28 protein-coding genes are annotated in these 19,085 nt (G+C 40.2%); 16 read left to right on the plus strand and 12 right to left on the minus strand.

The window, feature by feature from the left end:
• Positions 1–174: 174 nt before the first annotated feature.
• Entirely contained in the window at positions 175–654 is a 480-nt protein-coding gene (gene purE / locus NMG88_RS16800) for a 5-(carboxyamino)imidazole ribonucleotide mutase (protein WP_254035821.1), read from the minus strand.
• A gap of 66 nt (positions 655–720) precedes the next feature.
• On the opposite strand from purE, the gene nagA reads away from it, so the two are divergent.
• The 4 genes from nagA to NMG88_RS16820 all read left to right on the plus strand — a co-directional run bounded on the left by nagA (position 721) and on the right by NMG88_RS16820 (position 3,838).
• The gene (nagA, locus tag NMG88_RS16805; protein WP_254035640.1) at positions 721–1,998 is read left to right on the plus strand and encodes an N-acetylglucosamine-6-phosphate deacetylase; all 1,278 of its coding nucleotides are present in this window, start codon (positions 721–723) and stop codon (positions 1,996–1,998) included.
• A 28-nt stretch (positions 1,999–2,026) separates the two neighbouring features.
• Positions 2,027–2,239 carry a DUF2839 domain-containing protein gene (locus tag NMG88_RS16810; protein ID WP_026785397.1) on the plus strand — a complete coding sequence of 71 codons (213 nt, stop codon included), beginning with the start codon at positions 2,027–2,029 and terminating at the stop codon, positions 2,237–2,239.
• A gap of 209 nt (positions 2,240–2,448) precedes the next feature.
• On the plus strand, positions 2,449–2,799 hold the full coding sequence (locus tag NMG88_RS16815) for a DUF1815 family protein (RefSeq protein ID WP_026795939.1): 351 nt from the start codon (positions 2,449–2,451) through the stop codon (positions 2,797–2,799).
• A 163-nt stretch (positions 2,800–2,962) separates the two neighbouring features.
• Entirely contained in the window at positions 2,963–3,838 is an 876-nt protein-coding gene (locus NMG88_RS16820; RefSeq protein ID WP_227381611.1) for an alpha/beta fold hydrolase, read from the plus strand.
• A gap of 43 nt (positions 3,839–3,881) precedes the next feature.
• Here NMG88_RS16820 and NMG88_RS16825 read toward each other — a convergent pair whose 3' ends face one another.
• Positions 3,882–4,577, minus strand: a complete 696-nt coding sequence (locus NMG88_RS16825) for a Uma2 family endonuclease (protein ID WP_026796364.1) — start codon at positions 4,575–4,577, stop codon at positions 3,882–3,884.
• A gap of 115 nt (positions 4,578–4,692) precedes the next feature.
• Positions 4,693–5,976, minus strand: a complete 1,284-nt coding sequence (gene glyA, locus NMG88_RS16830; RefSeq protein WP_026785401.1) for a serine hydroxymethyltransferase — start codon at positions 5,974–5,976, stop codon at positions 4,693–4,695.
• A 195-nt stretch (positions 5,977–6,171) separates the two neighbouring features.
• On the opposite strand from glyA, the gene NMG88_RS16835 reads away from it, so the two are divergent.
• The 7 genes from NMG88_RS16835 (at position 6,172) to NMG88_RS16865 (ending at position 12,334) form a co-directional block, all read left to right on the plus strand.
• Positions 6,172–6,369 (plus strand): hypothetical protein, encoded by a 198-nt coding sequence (locus tag NMG88_RS16835; protein WP_026795936.1) that lies wholly within the window; start codon positions 6,172–6,174, stop codon positions 6,367–6,369.
• A gap of 126 nt (positions 6,370–6,495) precedes the next feature.
• A complete protein-coding gene (locus tag NMG88_RS16840) occupies positions 6,496–6,972 on the plus strand; it encodes a Tic20 family protein (protein WP_026796361.1) in 477 nt (158 codons plus the stop codon).
• Positions 6,973–7,872: 900 nt separating this feature from the next.
• Positions 7,873–8,853 (plus strand): SDR family oxidoreductase, encoded by a 981-nt coding sequence (locus tag NMG88_RS16845; protein ID WP_026785404.1) that lies wholly within the window; start codon positions 7,873–7,875, stop codon positions 8,851–8,853.
• A gap of 145 nt (positions 8,854–8,998) precedes the next feature.
• Complete coding sequence (locus NMG88_RS16850; protein ID WP_042157400.1) at positions 8,999–9,916, plus strand: NAD(+) kinase; 918 nt, start codon at positions 8,999–9,001, stop codon at positions 9,914–9,916.
• Between the two features lie 114 nt (positions 9,917–10,030).
• Complete coding sequence (gene nblR, locus NMG88_RS16855) at positions 10,031–10,726, plus strand: response regulator transcription factor NblR (protein ID WP_026785406.1); 696 nt, start codon at positions 10,031–10,033, stop codon at positions 10,724–10,726.
• A 172-nt stretch (positions 10,727–10,898) separates the two neighbouring features.
• Positions 10,899–11,462, plus strand: a complete 564-nt coding sequence (locus NMG88_RS16860) for a DUF192 domain-containing protein (RefSeq protein ID WP_227350526.1) — start codon at positions 10,899–10,901, stop codon at positions 11,460–11,462.
• Between the two features lie 656 nt (positions 11,463–12,118).
• Positions 12,119–12,334, plus strand: coding sequence for a DUF2949 domain-containing protein (locus NMG88_RS16865; protein WP_036831945.1), 216 nt, complete (start codon positions 12,119–12,121; stop codon positions 12,332–12,334).
• 142 nt (positions 12,335–12,476) lie between these two features.
• Here NMG88_RS16865 and NMG88_RS16870 read toward each other — a convergent pair whose 3' ends face one another.
• Positions 12,477–12,632: a hypothetical protein gene (locus NMG88_RS16870; protein WP_167541238.1), complete on the minus strand. Its 156-nt coding sequence runs from the start codon at positions 12,630–12,632 to the stop codon at positions 12,477–12,479.
• Here NMG88_RS16870 and NMG88_RS16875 point away from each other — a divergent pair.
• Both NMG88_RS16875 and NMG88_RS16880 read left to right on the plus strand, forming a co-directional pair.
• A complete protein-coding gene (locus NMG88_RS16875; protein ID WP_235751408.1) occupies positions 12,631–12,906 on the plus strand; it encodes a hypothetical protein in 276 nt (91 codons plus the stop codon). The genes NMG88_RS16870 and NMG88_RS16875 overlap by 2 nt on opposite strands.
• A complete protein-coding gene (locus tag NMG88_RS16880) occupies positions 12,903–13,223 on the plus strand; it encodes a type II toxin-antitoxin system VapC family toxin (protein WP_235751407.1) in 321 nt (106 codons plus the stop codon). Before NMG88_RS16875 ends, NMG88_RS16880 begins: the two co-directional genes overlap by 4 nt.
• Before the next feature lie 6 nt (positions 13,224–13,229).
• Here NMG88_RS16880 and NMG88_RS16885 read toward each other — a convergent pair whose 3' ends face one another.
• The 3 genes from NMG88_RS16885 to NMG88_RS16895 form a co-directional block, all read right to left on the minus strand.
• Positions 13,230–13,454, minus strand: coding sequence for a hypothetical protein (locus tag NMG88_RS16885; RefSeq protein WP_237747547.1), 225 nt, complete (start codon positions 13,452–13,454; stop codon positions 13,230–13,232).
• 66 nt (positions 13,455–13,520) lie between these two features.
• Positions 13,521–13,925, minus strand: coding sequence for a type II toxin-antitoxin system VapC family toxin (locus tag NMG88_RS16890; RefSeq protein ID WP_026785412.1), 405 nt, complete (start codon positions 13,923–13,925; stop codon positions 13,521–13,523).
• Between the two features lie 2 nt (positions 13,926–13,927).
• Positions 13,928–14,176 carry an AbrB/MazE/SpoVT family DNA-binding domain-containing protein gene (locus tag NMG88_RS16895; RefSeq protein ID WP_036831938.1) on the minus strand — a complete coding sequence of 83 codons (249 nt, stop codon included), beginning with the start codon at positions 14,174–14,176 and terminating at the stop codon, positions 13,928–13,930.
• A 181-nt stretch (positions 14,177–14,357) separates the two neighbouring features.
• On the opposite strand from NMG88_RS16895, the gene NMG88_RS16900 reads away from it, so the two are divergent.
• Together NMG88_RS16900 and NMG88_RS16905 are read left to right on the plus strand one after the other, a co-directional pair.
• Complete coding sequence (locus NMG88_RS16900; protein ID WP_026795934.1) at positions 14,358–14,603, plus strand: type II toxin-antitoxin system Phd/YefM family antitoxin; 246 nt, start codon at positions 14,358–14,360, stop codon at positions 14,601–14,603.
• A 12-nt stretch (positions 14,604–14,615) separates the two neighbouring features.
• Positions 14,616–15,014, plus strand: a complete 399-nt coding sequence (locus tag NMG88_RS16905) for a type II toxin-antitoxin system VapC family toxin (protein ID WP_026798539.1) — start codon at positions 14,616–14,618, stop codon at positions 15,012–15,014.
• Between the two features lie 156 nt (positions 15,015–15,170).
• On the opposite strand, the gene NMG88_RS16910 is transcribed toward NMG88_RS16905, so the two are convergent.
• From NMG88_RS16910 to NMG88_RS16920, 3 genes are all read right to left on the minus strand, one after another.
• Positions 15,171–15,554: a type II toxin-antitoxin system VapC family toxin gene (locus NMG88_RS16910; protein ID WP_026785416.1), complete on the minus strand. Its 384-nt coding sequence runs from the start codon at positions 15,552–15,554 to the stop codon at positions 15,171–15,173.
• Entirely contained in the window at positions 15,547–15,789 is a 243-nt protein-coding gene (locus NMG88_RS16915; protein WP_235751405.1) for a hypothetical protein, read from the minus strand. The genes NMG88_RS16910 and NMG88_RS16915 overlap by 8 nt, the downstream gene beginning before the upstream one ends.
• Positions 15,790–16,028: 239 nt before the next feature.
• Positions 16,029–16,622 (minus strand): hypothetical protein, encoded by a 594-nt coding sequence (locus NMG88_RS16920; protein ID WP_027255350.1) that lies wholly within the window; start codon positions 16,620–16,622, stop codon positions 16,029–16,031.
• A gap of 213 nt (positions 16,623–16,835) precedes the next feature.
• Between NMG88_RS16920 and NMG88_RS16925 the strand changes: the two genes are divergently transcribed.
• Complete coding sequence (locus NMG88_RS16925; RefSeq protein WP_254035641.1) at positions 16,836–18,209, plus strand: helix-turn-helix domain-containing protein; 1,374 nt, start codon at positions 16,836–16,838, stop codon at positions 18,207–18,209.
• 30 nt (positions 18,210–18,239) lie between these two features.
• On the opposite strand, the gene NMG88_RS16930 is transcribed toward NMG88_RS16925, so the two are convergent.
• Together NMG88_RS16930 and NMG88_RS16935 are read right to left on the minus strand one after the other, a co-directional pair.
• Entirely contained in the window at positions 18,240–18,626 is a 387-nt protein-coding gene (locus NMG88_RS16930) for a type II toxin-antitoxin system VapC family toxin (RefSeq protein WP_227365720.1), read from the minus strand.
• A 1-nt stretch (position 18,627) separates the two neighbouring features.
• Positions 18,628–18,870, minus strand: coding sequence for a hypothetical protein (locus NMG88_RS16935; protein ID WP_227365722.1), 243 nt, complete (start codon positions 18,868–18,870; stop codon positions 18,628–18,630).
• Positions 18,871–19,085: the final 215 nt, after the last annotated feature.

Below are 19,085 nucleotides of genomic sequence, written 5' to 3' on the forward strand. Positions count from 1 at the left end.
TGCTATGATTTATAGCTTATGTCGGTAATTGAGGATATGTTAGTGCATCCGTCTTAAGGATGTCAAGGAACTGATCGACAAGTTGAATCTCTTAAAGACTGATTATTCAGTATAATTAAGTTTGGTAGCGCTGTAGTTCTCAATATCACTGCTCACCAATCTCCGACTTTTCGCCTAATATTCACTATAGCCAACTTGATCCAAACGCTCCTGTTTTTCCAGAACAGATTGTTTAAGATTTTCCCGATAGTCTTGAACTTTTTGCAAGAGTTCAGGATCATGACTGGCTAAAATTTGTACCGCTAATAAACCCGCATTTTTAGCATTACCAATTGCCACCGTTGCCACCGGAATTCCTCCAGGCATTTGTACAATAGAATACAGAGAATCAACCCCCTGTAAGGTGCGAGTTGTTACTGGAACCCCAATTACAGGTAAAGGGGTTAAAGATGCCACCATCCCCGGTAAATGGGCGGCTCCTCCGGCTCCGGCAATAATCACTTTTAATCCTCGCAAATGGGCGGTTTTAGCATATTCAAACATCCTTTCCGGGGTACGATGGGCGGAAATAATAGCAACTTCATGGGGGATATTAAATTCTTCACAAACCGCGATCGCCCCCACCATTGTGGGTAAATCTGAATCACTCCCCATGATAATCCCAACAACAGGAGTAGAGTTAGTCGATAATAATGTAGAGTTCAAAGCCAACTATTCCTCATGATCACAACACCACAGCAAGACACCGTTAACTTCGATATTATCAATGTCCGTCTCCCTGGATCACAAAATTTACAACAAGTTTTAATTCGTCAGGGTAAAATCTCTGGTATTGAAGCAATGGCAGGTTTATCTCAACCCAGATCAACCGCAGCAATTCAACAAATAGATTTGCAAGGAGATTTGCTATCTTTGGGAGGAATAGATTTACAAATTAATGGGGGATTAGGATTAGCTTTTCCCGATTTAGAACCGCAAAATTTCCCAAAATTGACGAAAATTTGCCAGTATTTATGGGAACAGGGCATTGATGGGTTTATGCCCACTATTGTCACCACTTCAATTGATAAAATTCACCGATCGCTCTCCACCATAGCAGAATTTATCCAAACCGTTCCCCAGGACAAACCCACCGCTAAAATTCTGGGGGTACATCTGGAAGGGCCATTTCTCAATCCCAGTAAACGGGGGGCCCATCCTCAAGAGCATTTATTACCCCTAACTTTGGAGCAGGTGCAACGGGTTCTAGGGGACTATGCAAACGTCGTAAAAATTATTACCCTAGCCCCGGAATTAGACCCCACAGATACAATAATTCCCTATTTGACAAATTTAGGCATAATTGTTAGTTTGGGTCACTCCCAGGCTACAGCAGAGCAGGCAGAACGAGTTTTTAACCTAGGGGCAAGGATGGTAACTCATGCTTTCAATGCCATGCCCAGTCTGCACCATCGAGAACCGGGTTTATTAGGGGCGGCTTTAGTTAATAACCAGGTGCAATCGGGCTTTATTGCCGATGGACAGCACATTTCTCCCCTAATGGTTAATTTGCTGTTACGGATGTCGGGAATTAACCAACCCAACGAAGCTACAGATTTAATTCCCCTGTTTTTGGTGAGTGATGCCTTAGCACCTTTGGGACTACCGGATGGGGTTTATCCTTGGGATGAACGACAAATTGAGGTGAAAGAAGGTACCGCCCGTTTAGCTGATGGGACTTTATCTGGAACCACCTTACCTTTATTTGTAGGGGTAGAAAATTTAGTTAAGTGGAATTGTTGTGATTTGGGAGAGGCGATCGCATACGCTACTATTGCCCCAAGGCAAGCCCTGGGTCTATTTTCCCCCATCGGTGAATCCGCCAGTCAGCTTTTGCGGTGGAAACTTGATCCAGCCTCTGAAACTGTTACCTTAAATTGGGAGCGACTATTACCATTTGTGATCGATCAAGGAATAATCGTCAACTTGCCAACAGATCAAATAAAATTGAGTAAATGAGTCCTACCGTTAACTTTTATATACAAATATGGGTGAAGCAAAACGCCGAAAAGATTCTATGGGAGAAAGTTATGGCCAAGACGAAAAATTTGTCCCTTGGTTTCCCCTCACTAAAAACCAAAGTCGAAAATTCATAGAAATTACGACTAAAGCCAGTTGGCTAGGGATTGGTTTACTGGTTTTTGTTTGGGTTACGATTCGATTTATCGGCCCTGGATTTGGGTGGTGGCAAATTGATTGAGGTTGAGGGAAAGTTTCTGTACCTGGAACTTCTCAACTGAGGGTTTTGGTTAACCTGCAAAACAGTCTCTATTTTGGCACTGGGGTGGGTAAATAGGGTGATCTTTTCAATTTAGGCTGATCAGACTAAGATTAATATTTCAGCACCATAACTTTAAGATTATGCTACATTTTGTAAATAATCCCAGGTGTGGTGATAGGAGGAGAATTATGTTTCTCAGAATTGCAGAACAACACCGCAAATTCGTTCAGGACTTGGTGATGAACCTCCAAGCTCTAGCTACGGTGCTAGAAAGACAGGGGTATCTTGCCTCCTGCTATACCTGCGGCGGTCAGATGAATAGCGCCTCCTTTATGGTTAGTTTAGGCGAAAGTCATCTGATTCGTTTCCTGGTGTCGGACTATGGAATTACCTGGACAGAAATGCGCGATGACCGGGAACTCATGAAATTAGAAGGTGCCGAAGCAATTCAACAGTTGCAGGAATTGGCTAATTTAGTCATTTACAGAGGAATACCTTCTCCCCATCTGATCAGTCCCAAACTTGCCCAGCGTGTTTAGAAGATGCGGAATTGCCTTTTTACAGACCTAATGAAGTTGATGGATTTAACCCCCGTCGGTGGTAATCTGGAATCACCGAGCAACTGTTTAACATTGCTCCAATCCGTTGAGGAAATTCTCTAAGACGTTAGCCTAAGCGCTTGTGAGCATTATATTGGAGTTTATGGTGACATTGGAATCTGATTGGCAACATCTGTTTGTAGAAACGAATAACATTCGTTTACACACGGTTACCCAAGGTGAGGGTGAACTCGTCATACTTCTACATGGATTTCCTGAATTTTGGTACGCTTGGCGCTATCAAATTCCGGCTTTGGCTCGTCATTTTAAAGTTGTTGTACCTGATTTACGGGGTTATAATGATTCTGACAAGCCGGATAGTGGCTATGATTTGGATACCCTCGTAGTTGATATTCAGGGCTTGATTCAACGATTAGGCTATGTTAAAGCTCATATTGTTGGGCATGATTGGGGGGGATTAATTGCTTGGCATTTTGCCCAGAAGTTTCCTGAATCTCTAAATCGTTTGGCGATTCTAAACGCTCCTCCCCCTTATCGTTTTGTGCAAGAATTAGTTAGTAATTTAGATCAAGTTCGTCGCAGTTGGTTTATTTTTGCCTTTCAAGTTCCGGGGATTCCCGAATGGTTAATCCAACAAAATTTAAAAGAATTTATTACTAATGCGTTGCGAGAACACGCTATCCGTAAGGGTGCTTTTAGTACCGAAGAAACTCAAATTTATGAAGCAGCTTTAGAAAAACCCGGGGTATTAAGAGCAGCGATGAGTTATTATCGTCATTTGTTTTGGCCGCCGACTTGGTTATTAAATTTGACAAAAACCCCGGTAAAAGTTTTATCTCCTACTTTAGTTTTATGGGGAAAGGAAGACTCATTTTTAAGTTATCATCTAACGGAAGGTTTAGATAGATTAATTGCGGCTCCGTTTAAACTAGAATTAATCTCCGATTGTGGTCACTGGATACAACAGGAAGTTCCCCAAACTGTAAATCGAGAATTGTTAAATTTTTTAAGACCTTAGCCCCCCGTGTACGGGGGTTTGGGGGGGTAATTGGGTTTAAATCCTACAATTCATCGGGATTAATTCCCATTTCTCTTAATCGTTCTGCTAATAATTGCGATCGCTGTTGTTCTGATTCTAAAGCAGTTTCAGCTATTTCTGACCGTTTTTTTTCCGCATCTAACCGTTGCATAATTTCAACATAAGAGACAAATTTATCACCATTGGGATGATAGATTTGTAGTTCTTCTGCGGATAAATCAAAGCGAATTCCTAAACTGGGACTCACCCAATTGTCCAGGGTTTCTATCAAATCTAATCCCTCATCATTTCTAAGCCAACCTTTGAAATGATTACCGTCAGGATTATAAATATAATATTCTTCCACACCATAGCGATCGTAAAACACCAATTTTCGATCCATCTCATTCTGAGTATTTCCAGGGGAAAGAATTTCAAAGACGACTTGGGGAGGAATATTATCTTCTTCCCATTGTTTATAGGAACCCCGTTTTCCTTTCGGTCTTCCCAATACCGTTAATACATCCGGTGCATTCACAATATGAGGTTTTCCCTGTACCGGATACCAGAATAAATCCCCGGCAATAAATACATCAGGATCATCAGCAAATAACCCTTCTAAATTCTGTTCAATGACGACAATCCAGCGAAATTGTTCGGTATTATTTGCCATCGGTTTGCCATCAGTTTCTGGATAGATAATTTCTGTGGAAATTGCCGATTTAAGTTCTATAACCATAATCTTAAAGGGATTTTGGTTAATATTATAACCAATTAAATCAGTTATGAGATTTTCAAAAATCCCCGTCTCCTTAGAGCGGGGAATATCAATTAATAGATCTATCTAAATCCCACTAGGCTAAGGCTGGAACTTTCAAACTCAGATGGGGATAGAGGGGAAAGCGATCGCACAAATTCGCCACCCGTTGACGACAGGCTTCGCCGATACCTTCATCTTCGGGGTTTAACAGACGGTCGGCGATAATATTCCCAATTTCGATAAATTCCGTTTCTCCCATCCCCCGGGTGGTCATGGCCGGAGATCCCAACCGTAAACCACTGGTGACAAAAGGAGATTCGGGATCAAAGGGAACCGTATTTTTATTGGCTGTAATATTCACTTCACTAACCAGTTGATCTGCCCGTTTACCCGTCATATTGACAGAACGTAAATCCACTAACATCAAATGATTATCCGTACCACCGGAAACAATTTTTAAGCATCGGTTTTGTAACTGAGTCGCTAAGGCTTTAGCATTGGCAACCACTTGACCAGAATAAGTCGAAAACTCGGGTTTGAGGGCTTCCCCAAAGGCAACGGCTTTGCCTGCAATAACGTGCTCTAGGGGGCCACCTTGAGACCCTGGGAAAACAGCCTTATCTAATTTTTTGCCCAGTTCGGCATCTCGGCTGAGAATCAATCCCCCCCTTGGCCCTCTCAAGGTTTTGTGAGTAGTGGTGGTGACAACATCACAATAGGGGATAGGGTTAGGATGATGACCCGTTGCCACTAACCCAGCAATATGGGCAATATCAGCCATTAAGTAAGCACCGACTTCATCGGCGATGGCGCGGAATTTCTCAAAATCAATAATCCGAGAATAGGCAGAATAACCGCAAATCAGCATTTGAGGTTTATGCTGTTTAGCCAGTTCTAAAATTAAGTCATAGTCAAGTTGTTCGGTTTCCGGGCTAACTCCGTAATGGCAAGCCTTAAACCATTTACCGGAAACATTGACCGGGGAACCATGAGTTAAATGTCCCCCATGGGATAAGTCCATTCCCATGATCGTGTCACCCGGTTTGAGCATAGCCAAGAACACGGCAAAGTTAGCTTGGGCTCCAGAATGGGGCTGAACATTGGCACTCGCAGCCCCGAATAGTTGTTTGGCGCGTTCAATGGCTAATTGTTCGATGCCATCGACAAATTCGCAACCCCCATAATAGCGTTTTTTGGGAAGTCCTTCGGCGTATTTATTGGTGAGAACCGACCCCTGGGCCGCCATGACCTCCGCCGAGGTAAAATTTTCACTGGCAATTAATTCTAGGTGTTCCCGTTGACGACAGAGTTCATGCTGAATCAGATCAGCAATCACCGGATCAGTTTCAGATAAGATTTCTAAGTTAGTCTGACTCACAATAAAATTCCTCTTAATTACACAATTTGATTACCGATTCAAACGGATTAGGATTATCCCTGATTTTCCATCATAACTTTACTGTGCTGATGGTTGATTCCAAAATTGCATTAAGTTGTGACTCATTTAGCCGAATCCCCTATAACTGTGGGATTACAATAAAAGTATAATTGGGCGTCTGTCGGAGGAATCATTATGCTAGTCATTTTGATGGATAACCAGATACTTGCTTCTCAACAAGTTTGTCAGGGATGTTTATTAGCCGATCAAAGCGGTCAACCGCGTTGGAGAGGAGGCCAGTTGTCCTGTGGACATTTGGTTCGTCCCTGCATTGACAATCAACCGAGTCAGTATGAATGTCAGATGGGTTTCCGTATTGCCAATATCCAATAATATATTGGTTCTTGGTGATCAGCGAGGGGGTACTTGCACTCCTTGTGGGTTTTTCTTGCGAACATCTAACCCCAATCTCTAGGACTGCGCTATCCTGAGTTTAAGAGATACTCAGGAGAATTGGTTATGACTTGGCGCGGAACCACGACAGTACGCGATCGCATTTTTGCCGCATTACCCTATCTATTACCTTTAATGAATGGGTTGCCCTTTGGACGCTTTTTATTCCAACAGTTTCCAGTTTTACAAATTATTACATTGCCTGTTATTCCTTTAATGTTCCTTTATCAATACATTCCTTTTGCTGGATTTATTGTGTTTATCGGTTTATATATGTTAGTGGTTCGTAATGAAAATATTCCCCATTTCATTCGATTTAATACCATGCAAGCCATTTTGATTGACATTGTTCTAATTTTATGCACGTTACTATTCCAGGTATTTGGCAGTGTTCTTTTACAAGGATTTGTCGGTGAAACCCTCTACAACATGATATTCTTGGGACTGTTGGCGGTATTTTTCTATTCTGTAATTCAATCTTTGTCGGGAAAATATGCAGAAATTCCCACGATTTCCGATGCAGTCTATATGCAGGTGCGTTGACATCCACCCCGCGGTAAAACGGGCGGGGATTCCATCTATTTCAACAAAGAATAAAATTGGGCTAGATGTGCTAACAGTCTGAACAAGTGTCATCCCCTACATATCAAGATTAGATGCTGATTTAATCGAAAAGTCTCTGTTACCTAAGTTTACAATTGCGAGAGTGTTGATTGATCAAATGATTAACTTTAATGGATTTCACTTGCAATTTATAGGGGGAATGTTTATTCTATATACAGGAGCCAAAAAGAGCTTCTCTGACAGATCAGTAAACGATGTTCAAACGGTAAAATCTCTATTATAGGAGGCCCGAAACACGTTTTCTTGAGCGTCCGAGTTAAGTGAAATTAGGAGGTTAACTAAACTGTTTCATCTAACGTCTGTCGTCTTCCGCAGTAACTCTTTCTTTAGTTGCTGATATTTCCTCTAGTGAACCAAATGGGAGCAATGTAGCTTGGTTTTTAAAAAGTATACAACTCCAAACTTACGGATTATAAACGAGGAAATTCCTTAGCTTAACTAGGAGGTTAGTTACTCTGCTAAAGATCAATACAATCTGTCTTGTAGAATACGAACAACAGTACCTATCATTATATCCTTATACTTCCCCTAATCATGGTAAAGGGAGCAATGCAACTAGGCTTCGACCTTAGTAGCAACTCCACATCATCCAACATAAGAGGGGAAATCACTAAGGAAATGAGCTTTGGGTGCTGTTGTTTTGGGTTGGAACGATTTCGTCGCAACGCCGCAATCAGAAAAAGTTTTTATTGTTTTCAGAGTCTGGGGTGATATCTGGGATCTACAGGGTAGGCCCTCGGATTTTTGTTAAGTTTTGTAAAAAAATGAGAGAATATTTGATAGCATACTTAACAAACTTTAATCTTCAGACTCATATTCATGACCTTATTAATTGTTGGTGGGACTGGCACATTGGGAAGACAGGTGGTGCGACGCGCTATTGACGAGGGTTATACCGTACGTTGTTTAGCACGCAGTTACCGCAGGGCAGCGTTTTTAAAAGAATGGGGGGCGGAATTGGTTCCTGGGGACTTGTGTGAACCAGAAACCTTAAAATCTGCCCTAGAAGGAGTAACGGCCGTGATTGACGCAGCAACAGCGCGTCCTACGGATTCATTAGGAATTAAACAAATAGACTGGAAAGGGAAAGTCTCTCTGATTCAAGCGGCCAAGGAAGCAGGAGTGGAAAAATTTATCTTCTTTTCCTTTTTGGATGCCGAGAAATATCCCCAAGTGCCCCTATTAGAAATCAAGCGCTGTACCGAACTATTTTTAGCCGAGTCCGGTTTAAATTACACAATTTTAAAGCCCTGTGGATTTTTTCAAGGGTTAATTGGTCAATATGCGATTCCAATTTTAGATAAACAAGCGGTTTTGGTACCTGGGTTAAGTTCACCCGTTGCCTATATGGACACCATCGATATCGCTAAATTTGCGGTTAAAGCCCTATCCGTTGCTGAAACTGAGAATAGAAGTTTTCCCATCGTCGGCTCTAAAGCCTGGACAGCCGAGGAGATTATTCGTTTATGTGAAAGGCTTTCGGGTAAAGAAGCTAAAATTACTCGCACCCCTACACAAGTCCTGCGTCTATTCCGGCAAGTAACCCGTTGGTTTCAGTGGAGTTGGAATGTCTCTGACCGTCTAGCCTTTGCTGAGGTTTTAGCCAATGGTCAACCCTTGCAAGCGTCGATGGATGAAACCTATCAAGTTTTTGGCATCGACCCCAAGGAAATCAGCAGCTTAGAGACTTATATGCAGGAATACTTTAGTCGGATTATGAAGAAACTTAAAGAATTAGAATATGAACAGGAAAAGCTGAAAAAACGTAAACAGAGAAGCAATCCCTTCAAGCCCCTCTAACTGGACACAATCGCCCAAAGACAGAGTATGCTTTAACCATCGCTCAATTGTATGTCTGATCAGAATTGGGGTGGCAATCCCAGTTCTGAGATAGACGAATTAGTTGCTGTTAGGCTATTTAAACCCAATTTTAACAAGACTTCTCGTGCCAAAAGTAGGAATTATTTATAATGACTCCAAACCCACCGCTTGTCGTGCTGCGACCGAGATCAAAGATAAGCTGATAGGGCGGGGATTGAAGGTTTGCACTGCACCCGGAACCGGGGGCATCTTGGGCTATGCTACTGGGCCAAATCCTTTACACCGCATTCCTATGGATAAGCTGGCCCCGCCTGATTTTGATCAGGAGATGATGTTTGCCATTGTTCTAGGTGGGGATGGTACGGTTCTCTCCGCCTCTCGTCAACTGGCACCTCACGGTATTCCTCTATTGGCGGTGAATACGGGTCACATGGGATTTTTAACCGAAACCTACCTGAATCAATTGCCTTCGGTCTTGGAACAAGTGATCGACGGAAACTATATTGTTGAAAACCGGACTATGATTGCGGTGGAGGTATGTCAGTCAGAACAAGTGCTGTGGGAAGCTTTGTGTTTGAATGAAATGGTGTTACACCGGGAACCCATGACCTGTATGTGTCATTTTGAAATTAAAATCGGTCGTCATGCTCCGGTGGATATTGCCGCCGATGGGGTGATTATTTCCACTCCTACGGGTTCAACGGCCTATTGTTTATCGGCTGGAGGAGCCGTGGTAACACCCGGGGTGGAAGTGTTACAGTTACTTCCCATCTGTCCCCATTCTTTGGCTTCTCGGGCTCTGATTTATGGGGAAACTGAACCTGTAATCATTTATCCGGCTAGTCCGAATCAGTTGGTGATGGTAGTGGATGGAAATGGAGGCTGTTATGTCCTTCCAGAATATCAGGTGAAAGTTAAGCGATCGCCCTATCGTGCCAAATTTATTCGGCTTCAACCCCCCGAATTTTTTCAAGTTCTCCGAGAAAAATTAGGCTGGGGACTGCCTCATATTGCCAAGCCGACTTCTGTTGAATTGCCGTAGACGGGGGAGACAGAGGAGGCAGGGCGGAAGTGTGTTAGCACGCACTAACACCTTAATAGTTAACGGAAAGTGTTAAAATAGTTTTAATTTTTTTGATCAAAACAAAATAAATAGATGAATAAGTTGGGGTTAGAGCAGCATCCTTCGATCTTAGTTATTGAGCCAGATGAACTGTTAGCTCAACAGATTAGCCTAGATTTAGAAGAAGCGGGTTATTATCCGATTGTAGTCAGTAACGGAGCAGCAGGATTAAATCAAGCAACGGAATTACAACCCGCATTAATAGTCATTGATCGATTATTGGGAGGAGAGTCAGGACTATCGGTTTGTAGTCATTTACGTGATTTAGGTAGCCGGATACCTGTGTTAATTTTAATGGCAAAAGATGCGATCGAAGACCGCATTGCTTGTTTAGAGTCGGGGGCAGATGACTATTGTTTAAAACCCTATCGGACGGAAAGTTTTTTGGAACGGGTCAATCTATATTTGCAACCAGGAACTAATACTAACGAACAGTTACGCTTTGGGGAGTTAGTCTTGGATTTGGCCACCAGAAGGGCACTCCGCAATAGTAGAACAATTGATCTAACAATGAAAGAGTATGAGTTACTCAAATATTTGATGGAACATCCGCGAGAAGTCTTAACCCGGGAACAAATTTTAGAGAATGTCTGGGGTTATGACTTTCTGGGAGAGTCTAACGTTATAGAAGTTTACATTCGTTATTTGCGACTCAAAATTGAAGACGAAGGCGAAAAACGCCTAATTCAAACGGTTAGAGGGGTGGGGTATGTTCTCAGAGATGGGTAATGGGTAATGGGTAATAGGTAATGGGTTTTGGGTTTTGGGTAATCTGCGTAATCCTGTTAAATCAGTGATCAAAATTGTCTAAGATGCTGTACAATCTTTTGTCACTGGGGATACAAATTTTTTGACAACCTTGAACCTTGAACTGTTAGTCGGATTTAGGACTGGTTTGATCTTGGCTTCTATACCCAAAGCCTTAGTTTCCATGGGTTTTGGGGCGCTCGGTATATTATTAGTTAGCTGTTCACCTTTGTTATCATCGGTTTCAATAGCACAATCTGTAGGTTTAGGAACTTCGGTTTCTCAATCTCCTATAATCACCCAAGAGAATCGGGGTCAAATGTTACCGATTACGGCGAAGGCTAAAATTGGCAGCCAGGTTATTCAGCTTGAAGTGGCTCGAACCCCTCAGCAACAAGCATTAGGTTTAATGTATAGAACCAATGTAGCCGATGATCGGGGAATGTTATTTCCCTTTGCTCAACCTCGGGTTGTGGGGTTTTGGATGAAAAACTGTAAAATCCCCCTGGATATGATTTTTCTGCGCGATGACGTGGTGAAAGCCATTCAGGTTAATGCTCTCCCTTGTGAACAGGAACCTTGTCCTACCTATGGCCCTGATGTTCCGGTGAATCAGGTGATTGAATTACGGGGCGGACGATCTCAGGAATTGGGTGTAAAAGTGGGCGATCGCATACCGATCAGCTTTCTGAATTCTCAGCCATCAGCTTTAAGTTGAAATAACTTTACAAAAATTCATGTAATTTGTTAAAACTTTAATGTTAAGGTCTACACCATAGCAAATAAATTTGTTAATCTGTTTATTCGAGCATTGTTCAGCGTAAAGGAAGTTAACCCTATACAGTTGATTTATTCTTCTTAGGTGTGAGGAGAAGCAAGCGGGCAAAGAAAATTGATCCACGACGATCATTGGTTGTCAGGGCTAATTTTGAGTCAAGTTCGCGCGTATTGAACAAGCTAGGGTTAAATAACCGTGAAACTGTGACTCTAAATTTTAGAGTTCCGCTACTTCTCTGTTTTGACAAGGAAACTGTTCTGTCTAGCGACGGATTAATTTTGATAGCTTCATCTGTTAAGGGTTACTCGTTCTTTCAGAAAGTGGGCCTGTGACAGAAAATTGTGTGGTTACTACTCCATTGTGCGGAATTTCAATCGCAGCTAATGTAGATGCGTGAGAAGAAAACTAGGTAAACAGTTTAGTAATACTTAAGTTTTTCTCTGGCCTAATCAATAACTACAGATCAATGTTCTGAAGTTTCAAACCTCAGACTTGATCAGTATATCAATCTATAAAAAAAGGCAATTAGCCAATTTTATCAGAAAAATTTTTTGTTAACCCTTAGATCAATATTAAATTAGGAGGTGAGTGTTAGAATGACACCCAGTAAATACTCTCGGTTTATTCACTTTTTGCAGGAAGAATTATCCCTATCTGCTGATTCAATTGCCATGGCAGAAAGAGCCAATCATCCCACGAACTCTCAACATAAATATCAAGATCCCAGTCCCGTATCTATGACTCTGTTGCAATACGGTTTAGTTACCTTAGAGCAGTTAGATAGAATTTTTGACTGGTTAGAAACGGCTTAAAATCTCGATTTTTAAGAACAAAATTATAAGTAGGGCTTGCTGAATAAGTAACAGAAAATGACACAAATTACTACAAATGAATTACCCCAAACCTTGCAAACTCTATTGATAGAGGTTGAACGTACCAAAACCCCTCTAACTGTTATCCATGAAGGGCAACCATTAGTAATTTAAGCAATATTCTATATTCATGTAGGCGATCGCTTTTTTTAAGACTGCGATCGCTCTCCCTACAATGATCACATTGATATAATGGAAACTGGTGATATAATAAATTAAGTAATTCTGGAATCGCCATGGCTAAACTTCAGATTGAAAACTTGCCTGATGAACTATATAGTCAGATTGAGTTTCTTGCCTCAGAGAAAAATTTTACTCTTAATGAAGCAGTTATTCATCTGTTGACGCAATCCTTATCATTTGATCCTGACAAAGTAATGATAAATCGGACGCAAGAGAACCAACCCATGTCAGCAATTCTACAAATAATTCGTAATCGTCCGAGAGTTAACCCCAGGGATTTTGGATTAACAGATAGCACTATTTTAATTCAAGAGGATCGCAATAGATGACCGTTAGTTTACGCTGCATAATTGATACAAATATTTGTATTAAGTTATTTGTTGCTGATCTATTGACCTCTAAAGTTAATCAACTATTTACTCATCTTGATGATCCTTCTGTTGAGTTTTTTGTACCTGATCTTTTTTATATTGAATGTGCTAATGTTCTCTGGAAGTATGTACGCGCTAACCTCTACACGGCTGAACAGGTTAAAGCCGATTTAAGTGACTTAAAAGCACTACGATTTCAAGTCATTTCAACAAAATATCTAATCAGTAATGCTGTTCAAATTGGTTTGGACTATGGAATTACAGCTTACTTATGATGGCTGTTATGTAGCACTTTCAGAACAAGTTAAAGCACCGTTGCTAACTCTGGATGAACGGTTAGTAAATTCTTTGACAGGTAGCAGGTTTGATGTGAGACTTTTTACAACTTTTTCTCTAAAATGATCACATTGATATGATGAAATGCGATCGCTTTCCCTACAATTATTACAAGAAAGTGCGATCGCTCCTTTTTCAAGAATGCGATCGCACTTTCTTGTGATGATCACGTTGTCATGATAGAAATTGGTGGTATAATAGACTAACTCATTCCCATGAATCCAATCAAAAATTAATTAATCTGGCTCTATATAACGTATATCTAAACGTTTGAAATCTCGATCAAAAGAAGCAACAGACTCATTTTCTTTACGAGCCACTTCTGCAAGATAAGCATCAACAAAATCAACATTTGCTGTCGCCATACTATCAAGGGCTGCTATTACTTGCTCACTAGATTCAAGAATAATACCCTCTGATGTTAACAAACCTATCAAAACATCTGCAACTTGTTGTCGAGAATAACCATAAAAAGAAATTAATACCCAAACCACTTCAGCCACAACAATTGAAGATACCTTGAGTGTAATTTCCCCTTGTTCAGCTTTCTGTAAAAATCTAGCAGATCGTTCAGCGAGATTGAGGGGATCATTGGTAATGAACCTTAATAAAATATTGGCATCTACCCAATAATTACTCATGATTATGACTGATTAGATTTCTGAGCTAAAGATTGAGCTACAGCTTGGCGTATAGTTGTTTTACCCGAATAAGGTTGAGTAGCTGGTAAAACTCCTCGAAATTCACTCAGGCATTTTCTTTGAATCGGTTGTAACTTAATTTCATTTCCGGTAACAATTAATAGGAATTCATCTCCCTGTTTCAGTTCTAAACGCTCACGAATTTCAGGAGGTATAGTAATCTGTCCCTCTTGATTAAGTTGTGTTTTCATGATTGAGCTATTTTCTTAGATGGGTTGTTTTGATTATATCTTAAGCAATCGCTCTCCCTACAATTATTACAAGAAAGTGCGATCGCTCTTTATTTTAAGAAGGCGATCGCTCTCCCTACAATGATCACATTGATATGATGGAAACTGGTGATATAATAAATTAAGTAATTCTGGGATCGTCATGGCTAAACTTCAGATTGAAAACTTACCCAACGACTTCAAAAAAAATCTCTCTGAGTTATTGTCTCGTGTAGAACTTGGAGAAGAAATTATTATTTCCAATCAAGGGGTGGCGATCGCGAAGTTAATTCCGTTTCGTCCTTCATCCAATCGACGGGCGAGTTTAGGGCAAGATCAAGGTAAATTTATCATACCAGACGACTTTAATGAACCGTTACCCCAAGAAATTTTGGCAGCATTTGAATGAAGGAAATGAACAGTGAAATTATTGTTGGATACCCAATGCTGGTTGTGGTGGTTTGCCCAACCTGAGCGATTAAATCAAGAAGTGATCGCACAGATTGCCGATGAAAGTAATGAATTATGGTTTTCTGTTGCTAGTGTTTGGGAAATTGGGATCAAAGTTGCGATCAGAAAATTACCATTGCCAGAGCCAATAGATACCTACATTTCTAGTCGTATGGTGCAGTTAGATATGCGATATTTAGAAATCAAAGCACCTCATGCACTGCGATCATCTGCATTGCCATTACATCATCGAGATCCCTTTGATCGTATGTTGATTGCTCAGGCTCAAATTGAGAATATGACGCTGGTGAGTGCTGATTCAATATTCAAGCAATACAGCGATATTTCTGTTCTTTGGGCTGCTAATTAATGTTAGATAACTGCTCTTTTTGTAAGAGTGCGATCGCTTTCCCTACAATTATTACAATAAAGTGCGATCGCTCCTTTTTTAAGAATGCGATCGCTTTCCCTACCTACAATTAAAACTACACCGATTAGGCGAATATTCTAATTAATTAGCTTCAATCTAACGCACCACTCGGACTTCAACTGCAAGGCTAAGATTGCTCCACAATCTATCAGTTGTCAGAACAGGTTGATTAAGAGAAATCCCTAACGCTAGACAAGCGCGATCACCAAATGAAAGCCCAATTGATTTAGTTTTTGGTCGCAGCATTCCCGACTTTAATGCTTGTTCTTGATCAAAAGCTACAACCTCAAGATTTAGATTAGATAGAATCTGCTGAATGACGTTTTCATTTATTCCTGCTTCCGCTAACTTTGCTATCACTTCAGACAAGTTAACGGTACTAATGGCAGCATTTCCAATAAACCGCGAAATTTCTTCGCTACCCGTTTCTTGATTCAGTAAAGCTAAGACAGCAGAGGCATCTAAAACAACTTCACTCACCTGTCGCCTCCAATTTCCGCTCCTGAATCAACTCCTCCGAGAGTTTTCTACTAGCAGGAATATATTGCCGGAAAAGAGCTTGAGCCTTTTGGACGGAAGTTTGATCCTGATCCGAAATGGGTTGATCTTCTATAACGAGAACGGCATTATACTGACCCACTGGTATATCTACAGGAGAATCGACTAACAACTTGCCATTGCTTGTTATCGTTACCTTTAATCCAATAGTTCGCATCGTCAACTCTACTGATTAATTTAACTATTAATTATAATGATAAAGCTCCCAAAAATGACTAACAATCCCAATGACAAGCAAGGGCAATCTCATCAATCTTTATTGTCAGACTGCGATCGCTCTCCCTACAATTATTACAAGAAAGTGCGATCGCTCTTTTTTTAAGACTGCGATCGCTCTCTATATCATTATCAGATTGATATCATGGCAGTGGCTTAAATGGACAGGTAGAAATTGAGCTACTTTTTACCTCCAAAAAGTTTATATACTCCGTATCCAATAGCCGCAGCAGCCGCAACAGGTGCAGCCGCAACGATGGCAGTACCAGCAATTGCACCTCCCCCAACAACACCACCGATCCCTGCAAGGGTACCCATAATTGCAGCACCAGAAGCACCGCCAGCTACCGTTGCTATACCAGCACCAGCTATACCAGCAGCAGCCCCAATATTTGTAGCTGTTCTTGCCTTTGCACGAGCATCATTCTCCTCCTCAGACAAGTCAGGTTGGTCTTTGAACAAAGTTTCATTCATTATTTTTGCCCCCAGATAAGCTGGGCCTGCTGCTAATACCGCAGGCCCAACAGCCATCCCACCACCAACCACACCACCTGCGGCGGCTAAACCCGAAGTAATTCCTGCTCCTGAAGTTGCTGCAACAGTCAACCCCGTAGCTGCACTGGCAGCCGCACCTACCGCAGCACCAGTTTCTGCAACTGCTTTGACTGTTTTGACTGTATTTCCATCAATACCCGTAGTTTTTTCTACAACAGTCTCCGTACCCTGTTCAAAAGTTTTTTCAACAGCTTGACGGGCGATATCTTCAAAACTCATATTTGTAATTCCTAGTTTGATATTTGAATACTGTCTTTATTATTTCTTAAAAATCGAAGTTTTGTCTAGCTCAAAAATATCCTATTTTGTCAACAATTTTTACCAACCTTTGTCTTCTTGAAATCTAGTTTTATACAAAAATATACAAAATTGTCTAAAAAAGTCCGCTAATGTGCGCTATAATACACAAAACTCTCCTATCTCCTAGCCGTAATGAACCTTAAAGAAATGTTAAAAGTGGCTGATGATATAGTGTTTGCTAAAACTGGTAGGCATCTTGATGATTTAGAGGAAGCGGTATTGCGGGGAACTCTACAACATGAGACATACAAACAAATTGCTAAGGATTTTGATTGTTCTGGAAGTAACGTTAGGAATGCGGGATCAAAATTATGGAAAATTCTTGCAAAAGAGTTAGGGGAAGATGTTAATAAATCTAATTTTAAATCTGCAATGGAGAGGTTACAAAACGCTAATATTTTCAACTTTGGACAAACTGTTAATCATAGTTTTAATATTTGTGGAGAAAGTAGACATCCGCCAGATATACCAAACCCACATCAGCAAAATGAGGATATTTCTCAGTCAGAATCAACTGAAACTCTGCATAATGATTTAAGTGAAATGCCTGATTTGGGTGCTTTTTATAATCGCACTCCTGAACTAGAAACCCTGACTACCTGGATTTTACAAGAACAATGTCGCCTAATTGCTATTGCGGGTATTAGTGGTATTGGGAAAACGGCGTTAACGGTGCAATTGGTTCAACAAATTAAGGATGAATTTGAGTATGTAATTTGGTGTGATTTTGACTCATTGCCGACTTTAGCGGAATTTCAAAGTAATTTGATTCGGATAATTTCTCAGTCTGAACAGTTAGATTTATCTGCAAATAATCAGAAATCTTTACCTCTAATTAAATATTTGCAAAAGTATCGCTGTTTAGTTATTTTAGATAATATTCAAAACCTTTTTATTAGTGGGGAATTGGTCGGAAAGTATAAATCTGGATATGAAGAATATCGAACTTTATTTAAACAAATCAAAGAATTATCTCATCAAAGTTGTGTTGTGTTAATTGGTTGGGAACAACCTAGAATTATAACTGAGGTTAAAAGCGAAAATTCTCTAATTCGGACTTTACGACTGACGGGTTTGGATATTGTAGCTGCGCGGGAAATATTCAGAGATAATGGGTTAACGGAAATTGATCACCGGGATACAATTATTCAACGCTATCAAGGCAATCCTTTCTGGTTAAAGAGTATAGCAAATTTGATGCAGGATTTGGGAGAATGTGAAATTGAGGTATTAATTAATAATACTCTATTGTTACCTGAAGATATTAAAGATAGTTTACAGCAACAGTGCGATCGCTTATCGGAAATAGAAAAACAAGTGCTATCTTTATTGGCGAAGGAAAACGATCCGGTTAATTTAGTTAAATTGTTAGAAAATAGTAAAATTAATTCATCGGATTTAATTAATGCTCTACAGTCTTTATTAAAACGTTGTTTAATTGAACAACAAGGGAATTTTTATACTGTTTTACCTTTAATTAAGCAATATATAACGAGTACAAATTAGTTTTAAATAATTTAGTGGTTGATGGGTATCTCACGGATATTTCCATAAATTGAGTTCTGATATAAACCGATAATCTCGTTGGTTTTTACTCAGTAGGGGAATTTTGTACTCAATAGCTGTGGCAGAAATTAGAGCGTCTGGTATTAAGAGTCCATGACTAAGATAGTAATAATTAATCAGTTGTTCTGCTCTAACAGATATCTGTTGGTTTAGTTGGAGGATAATAAACTGTTTAAGGAATTTTTCTAAAGATTCTAATTCTCTTTTATTACGACATCCAACCATTAATTCTAATTTAGTAATTATACTAATTGTTAGCAATGATTTTTGCGATTCTTGCACAAGAAGTTCTTGAGCAATTATGTCGTTATTTGCGAAATCAATTAAAATATCTGTATCAATTAGAATAGATTCCATGTTACTGATGCCAATGTTGTTGTCGGATATTTCTCACCCATTGGGTACTATTTTGAGTCTCTGGGCGATCGCTCCACATTCCAATAAAAGGTTGATCTTCTAATTGCAGAGAATTAATCGGTGGCTTTTTTTCTATTTCATACCGTCTTTTTAAAACAGCTACCAGATCAGCAATAATTTCTTGAGCTTCTTCTGGTAGTTCTTGAATATCTATCAGTAGTTGTTCAGAAGAAAAGAGAGTCATATTAATTTTCGGGAAAATACAATGATTTGATGTTTAGATGATATTATAACAAATATAACCGATCACCATCGTTGTCAAATCAGATCCGGCGATCGCTCGATATTTCAGTTACTCTCTATCATGTATAGCAGAATCCCTTGGGCGATCGCTTGAGCCATGCGACAGCGTTGAGCCGGATCACGTAACATAGAGACTCAACAGCTTATCGGGTGAAA

This window comes from Planktothrix agardhii (genome assembly GCF_904830935.1).
Taxonomy (GTDB): domain Bacteria; phylum Cyanobacteriota; class Cyanobacteriia; order Cyanobacteriales; family Microcoleaceae; genus Planktothrix; species Planktothrix agardhii.

Bases quoted from the DNA above. Each gene is read 5' to 3' on its own strand.
- purE (WP_254035821.1), bottom strand. From the start codon at position 654: ATGGGGAGTGATTCAGATTTACCCACAATGGTGGGGGCGATCGCGGTT.
- nagA (WP_254035640.1), top strand. From the start codon at position 721: ATGATCACAACACCACAGCAAGACACCGTTAACTTCGATATTATCAAT.
- NMG88_RS16810 (WP_026785397.1), top strand. From the start codon at position 2,027: ATGGGTGAAGCAAAACGCCGAAAAGATTCTATGGGAGAAAGTTATGGC.
- NMG88_RS16815 (WP_026795939.1), top strand. From the start codon at position 2,449: ATGTTTCTCAGAATTGCAGAACAACACCGCAAATTCGTTCAGGACTTG.
- NMG88_RS16820 (WP_227381611.1), top strand. From the start codon at position 2,963: ATGGTGACATTGGAATCTGATTGGCAACATCTGTTTGTAGAAACGAAT.
- NMG88_RS16825 (WP_026796364.1), bottom strand. From the start codon at position 4,577: ATGGTTATAGAACTTAAATCGGCAATTTCCACAGAAATTATCTATCCA.
- NMG88_RS16835 (WP_026795936.1), top strand. From the start codon at position 6,172: ATGCTAGTCATTTTGATGGATAACCAGATACTTGCTTCTCAACAAGTT.
- NMG88_RS16840 (WP_026796361.1), top strand. From the start codon at position 6,496: ATGACTTGGCGCGGAACCACGACAGTACGCGATCGCATTTTTGCCGCA.
- NMG88_RS16845 (WP_026785404.1), top strand. From the start codon at position 7,873: ATGACCTTATTAATTGTTGGTGGGACTGGCACATTGGGAAGACAGGTG.
- nblR (WP_026785406.1), top strand. From the start codon at position 10,031: ATGAATAAGTTGGGGTTAGAGCAGCATCCTTCGATCTTAGTTATTGAG.
- NMG88_RS16865 (WP_036831945.1), top strand. From the start codon at position 12,119: ATGACACCCAGTAAATACTCTCGGTTTATTCACTTTTTGCAGGAAGAA.
- NMG88_RS16875 (WP_235751408.1), top strand. From the start codon at position 12,631: ATGGCTAAACTTCAGATTGAAAACTTGCCTGATGAACTATATAGTCAG.
- NMG88_RS16870 (WP_167541238.1), bottom strand. From the start codon at position 12,632: ATGGCGATTCCAGAATTACTTAATTTATTATATCACCAGTTTCCATTA.
- NMG88_RS16880 (WP_235751407.1), top strand. From the start codon at position 12,903: ATGACCGTTAGTTTACGCTGCATAATTGATACAAATATTTGTATTAAG.
- NMG88_RS16890 (WP_026785412.1), bottom strand. From the start codon at position 13,925: ATGAGTAATTATTGGGTAGATGCCAATATTTTATTAAGGTTCATTACC.
- NMG88_RS16895 (WP_036831938.1), bottom strand. From the start codon at position 14,176: ATGAAAACACAACTTAATCAAGAGGGACAGATTACTATACCTCCTGAA.
- NMG88_RS16900 (WP_026795934.1), top strand. From the start codon at position 14,358: ATGGCTAAACTTCAGATTGAAAACTTACCCAACGACTTCAAAAAAAAT.
- NMG88_RS16915 (WP_235751405.1), bottom strand. From the start codon at position 15,789: ATGCGAACTATTGGATTAAAGGTAACGATAACAAGCAATGGCAAGTTG.
- NMG88_RS16920 (WP_027255350.1), bottom strand. From the start codon at position 16,622: ATGAGTTTTGAAGATATCGCCCGTCAAGCTGTTGAAAAAACTTTTGAA.
- NMG88_RS16925 (WP_254035641.1), top strand. From the start codon at position 16,836: ATGAACCTTAAAGAAATGTTAAAAGTGGCTGATGATATAGTGTTTGCT.
- NMG88_RS16930 (WP_227365720.1), bottom strand. From the start codon at position 18,626: ATGGAATCTATTCTAATTGATACAGATATTTTAATTGATTTCGCAAAT.
- NMG88_RS16935 (WP_227365722.1), bottom strand. From the start codon at position 18,870: ATGACTCTCTTTTCTTCTGAACAACTACTGATAGATATTCAAGAACTA.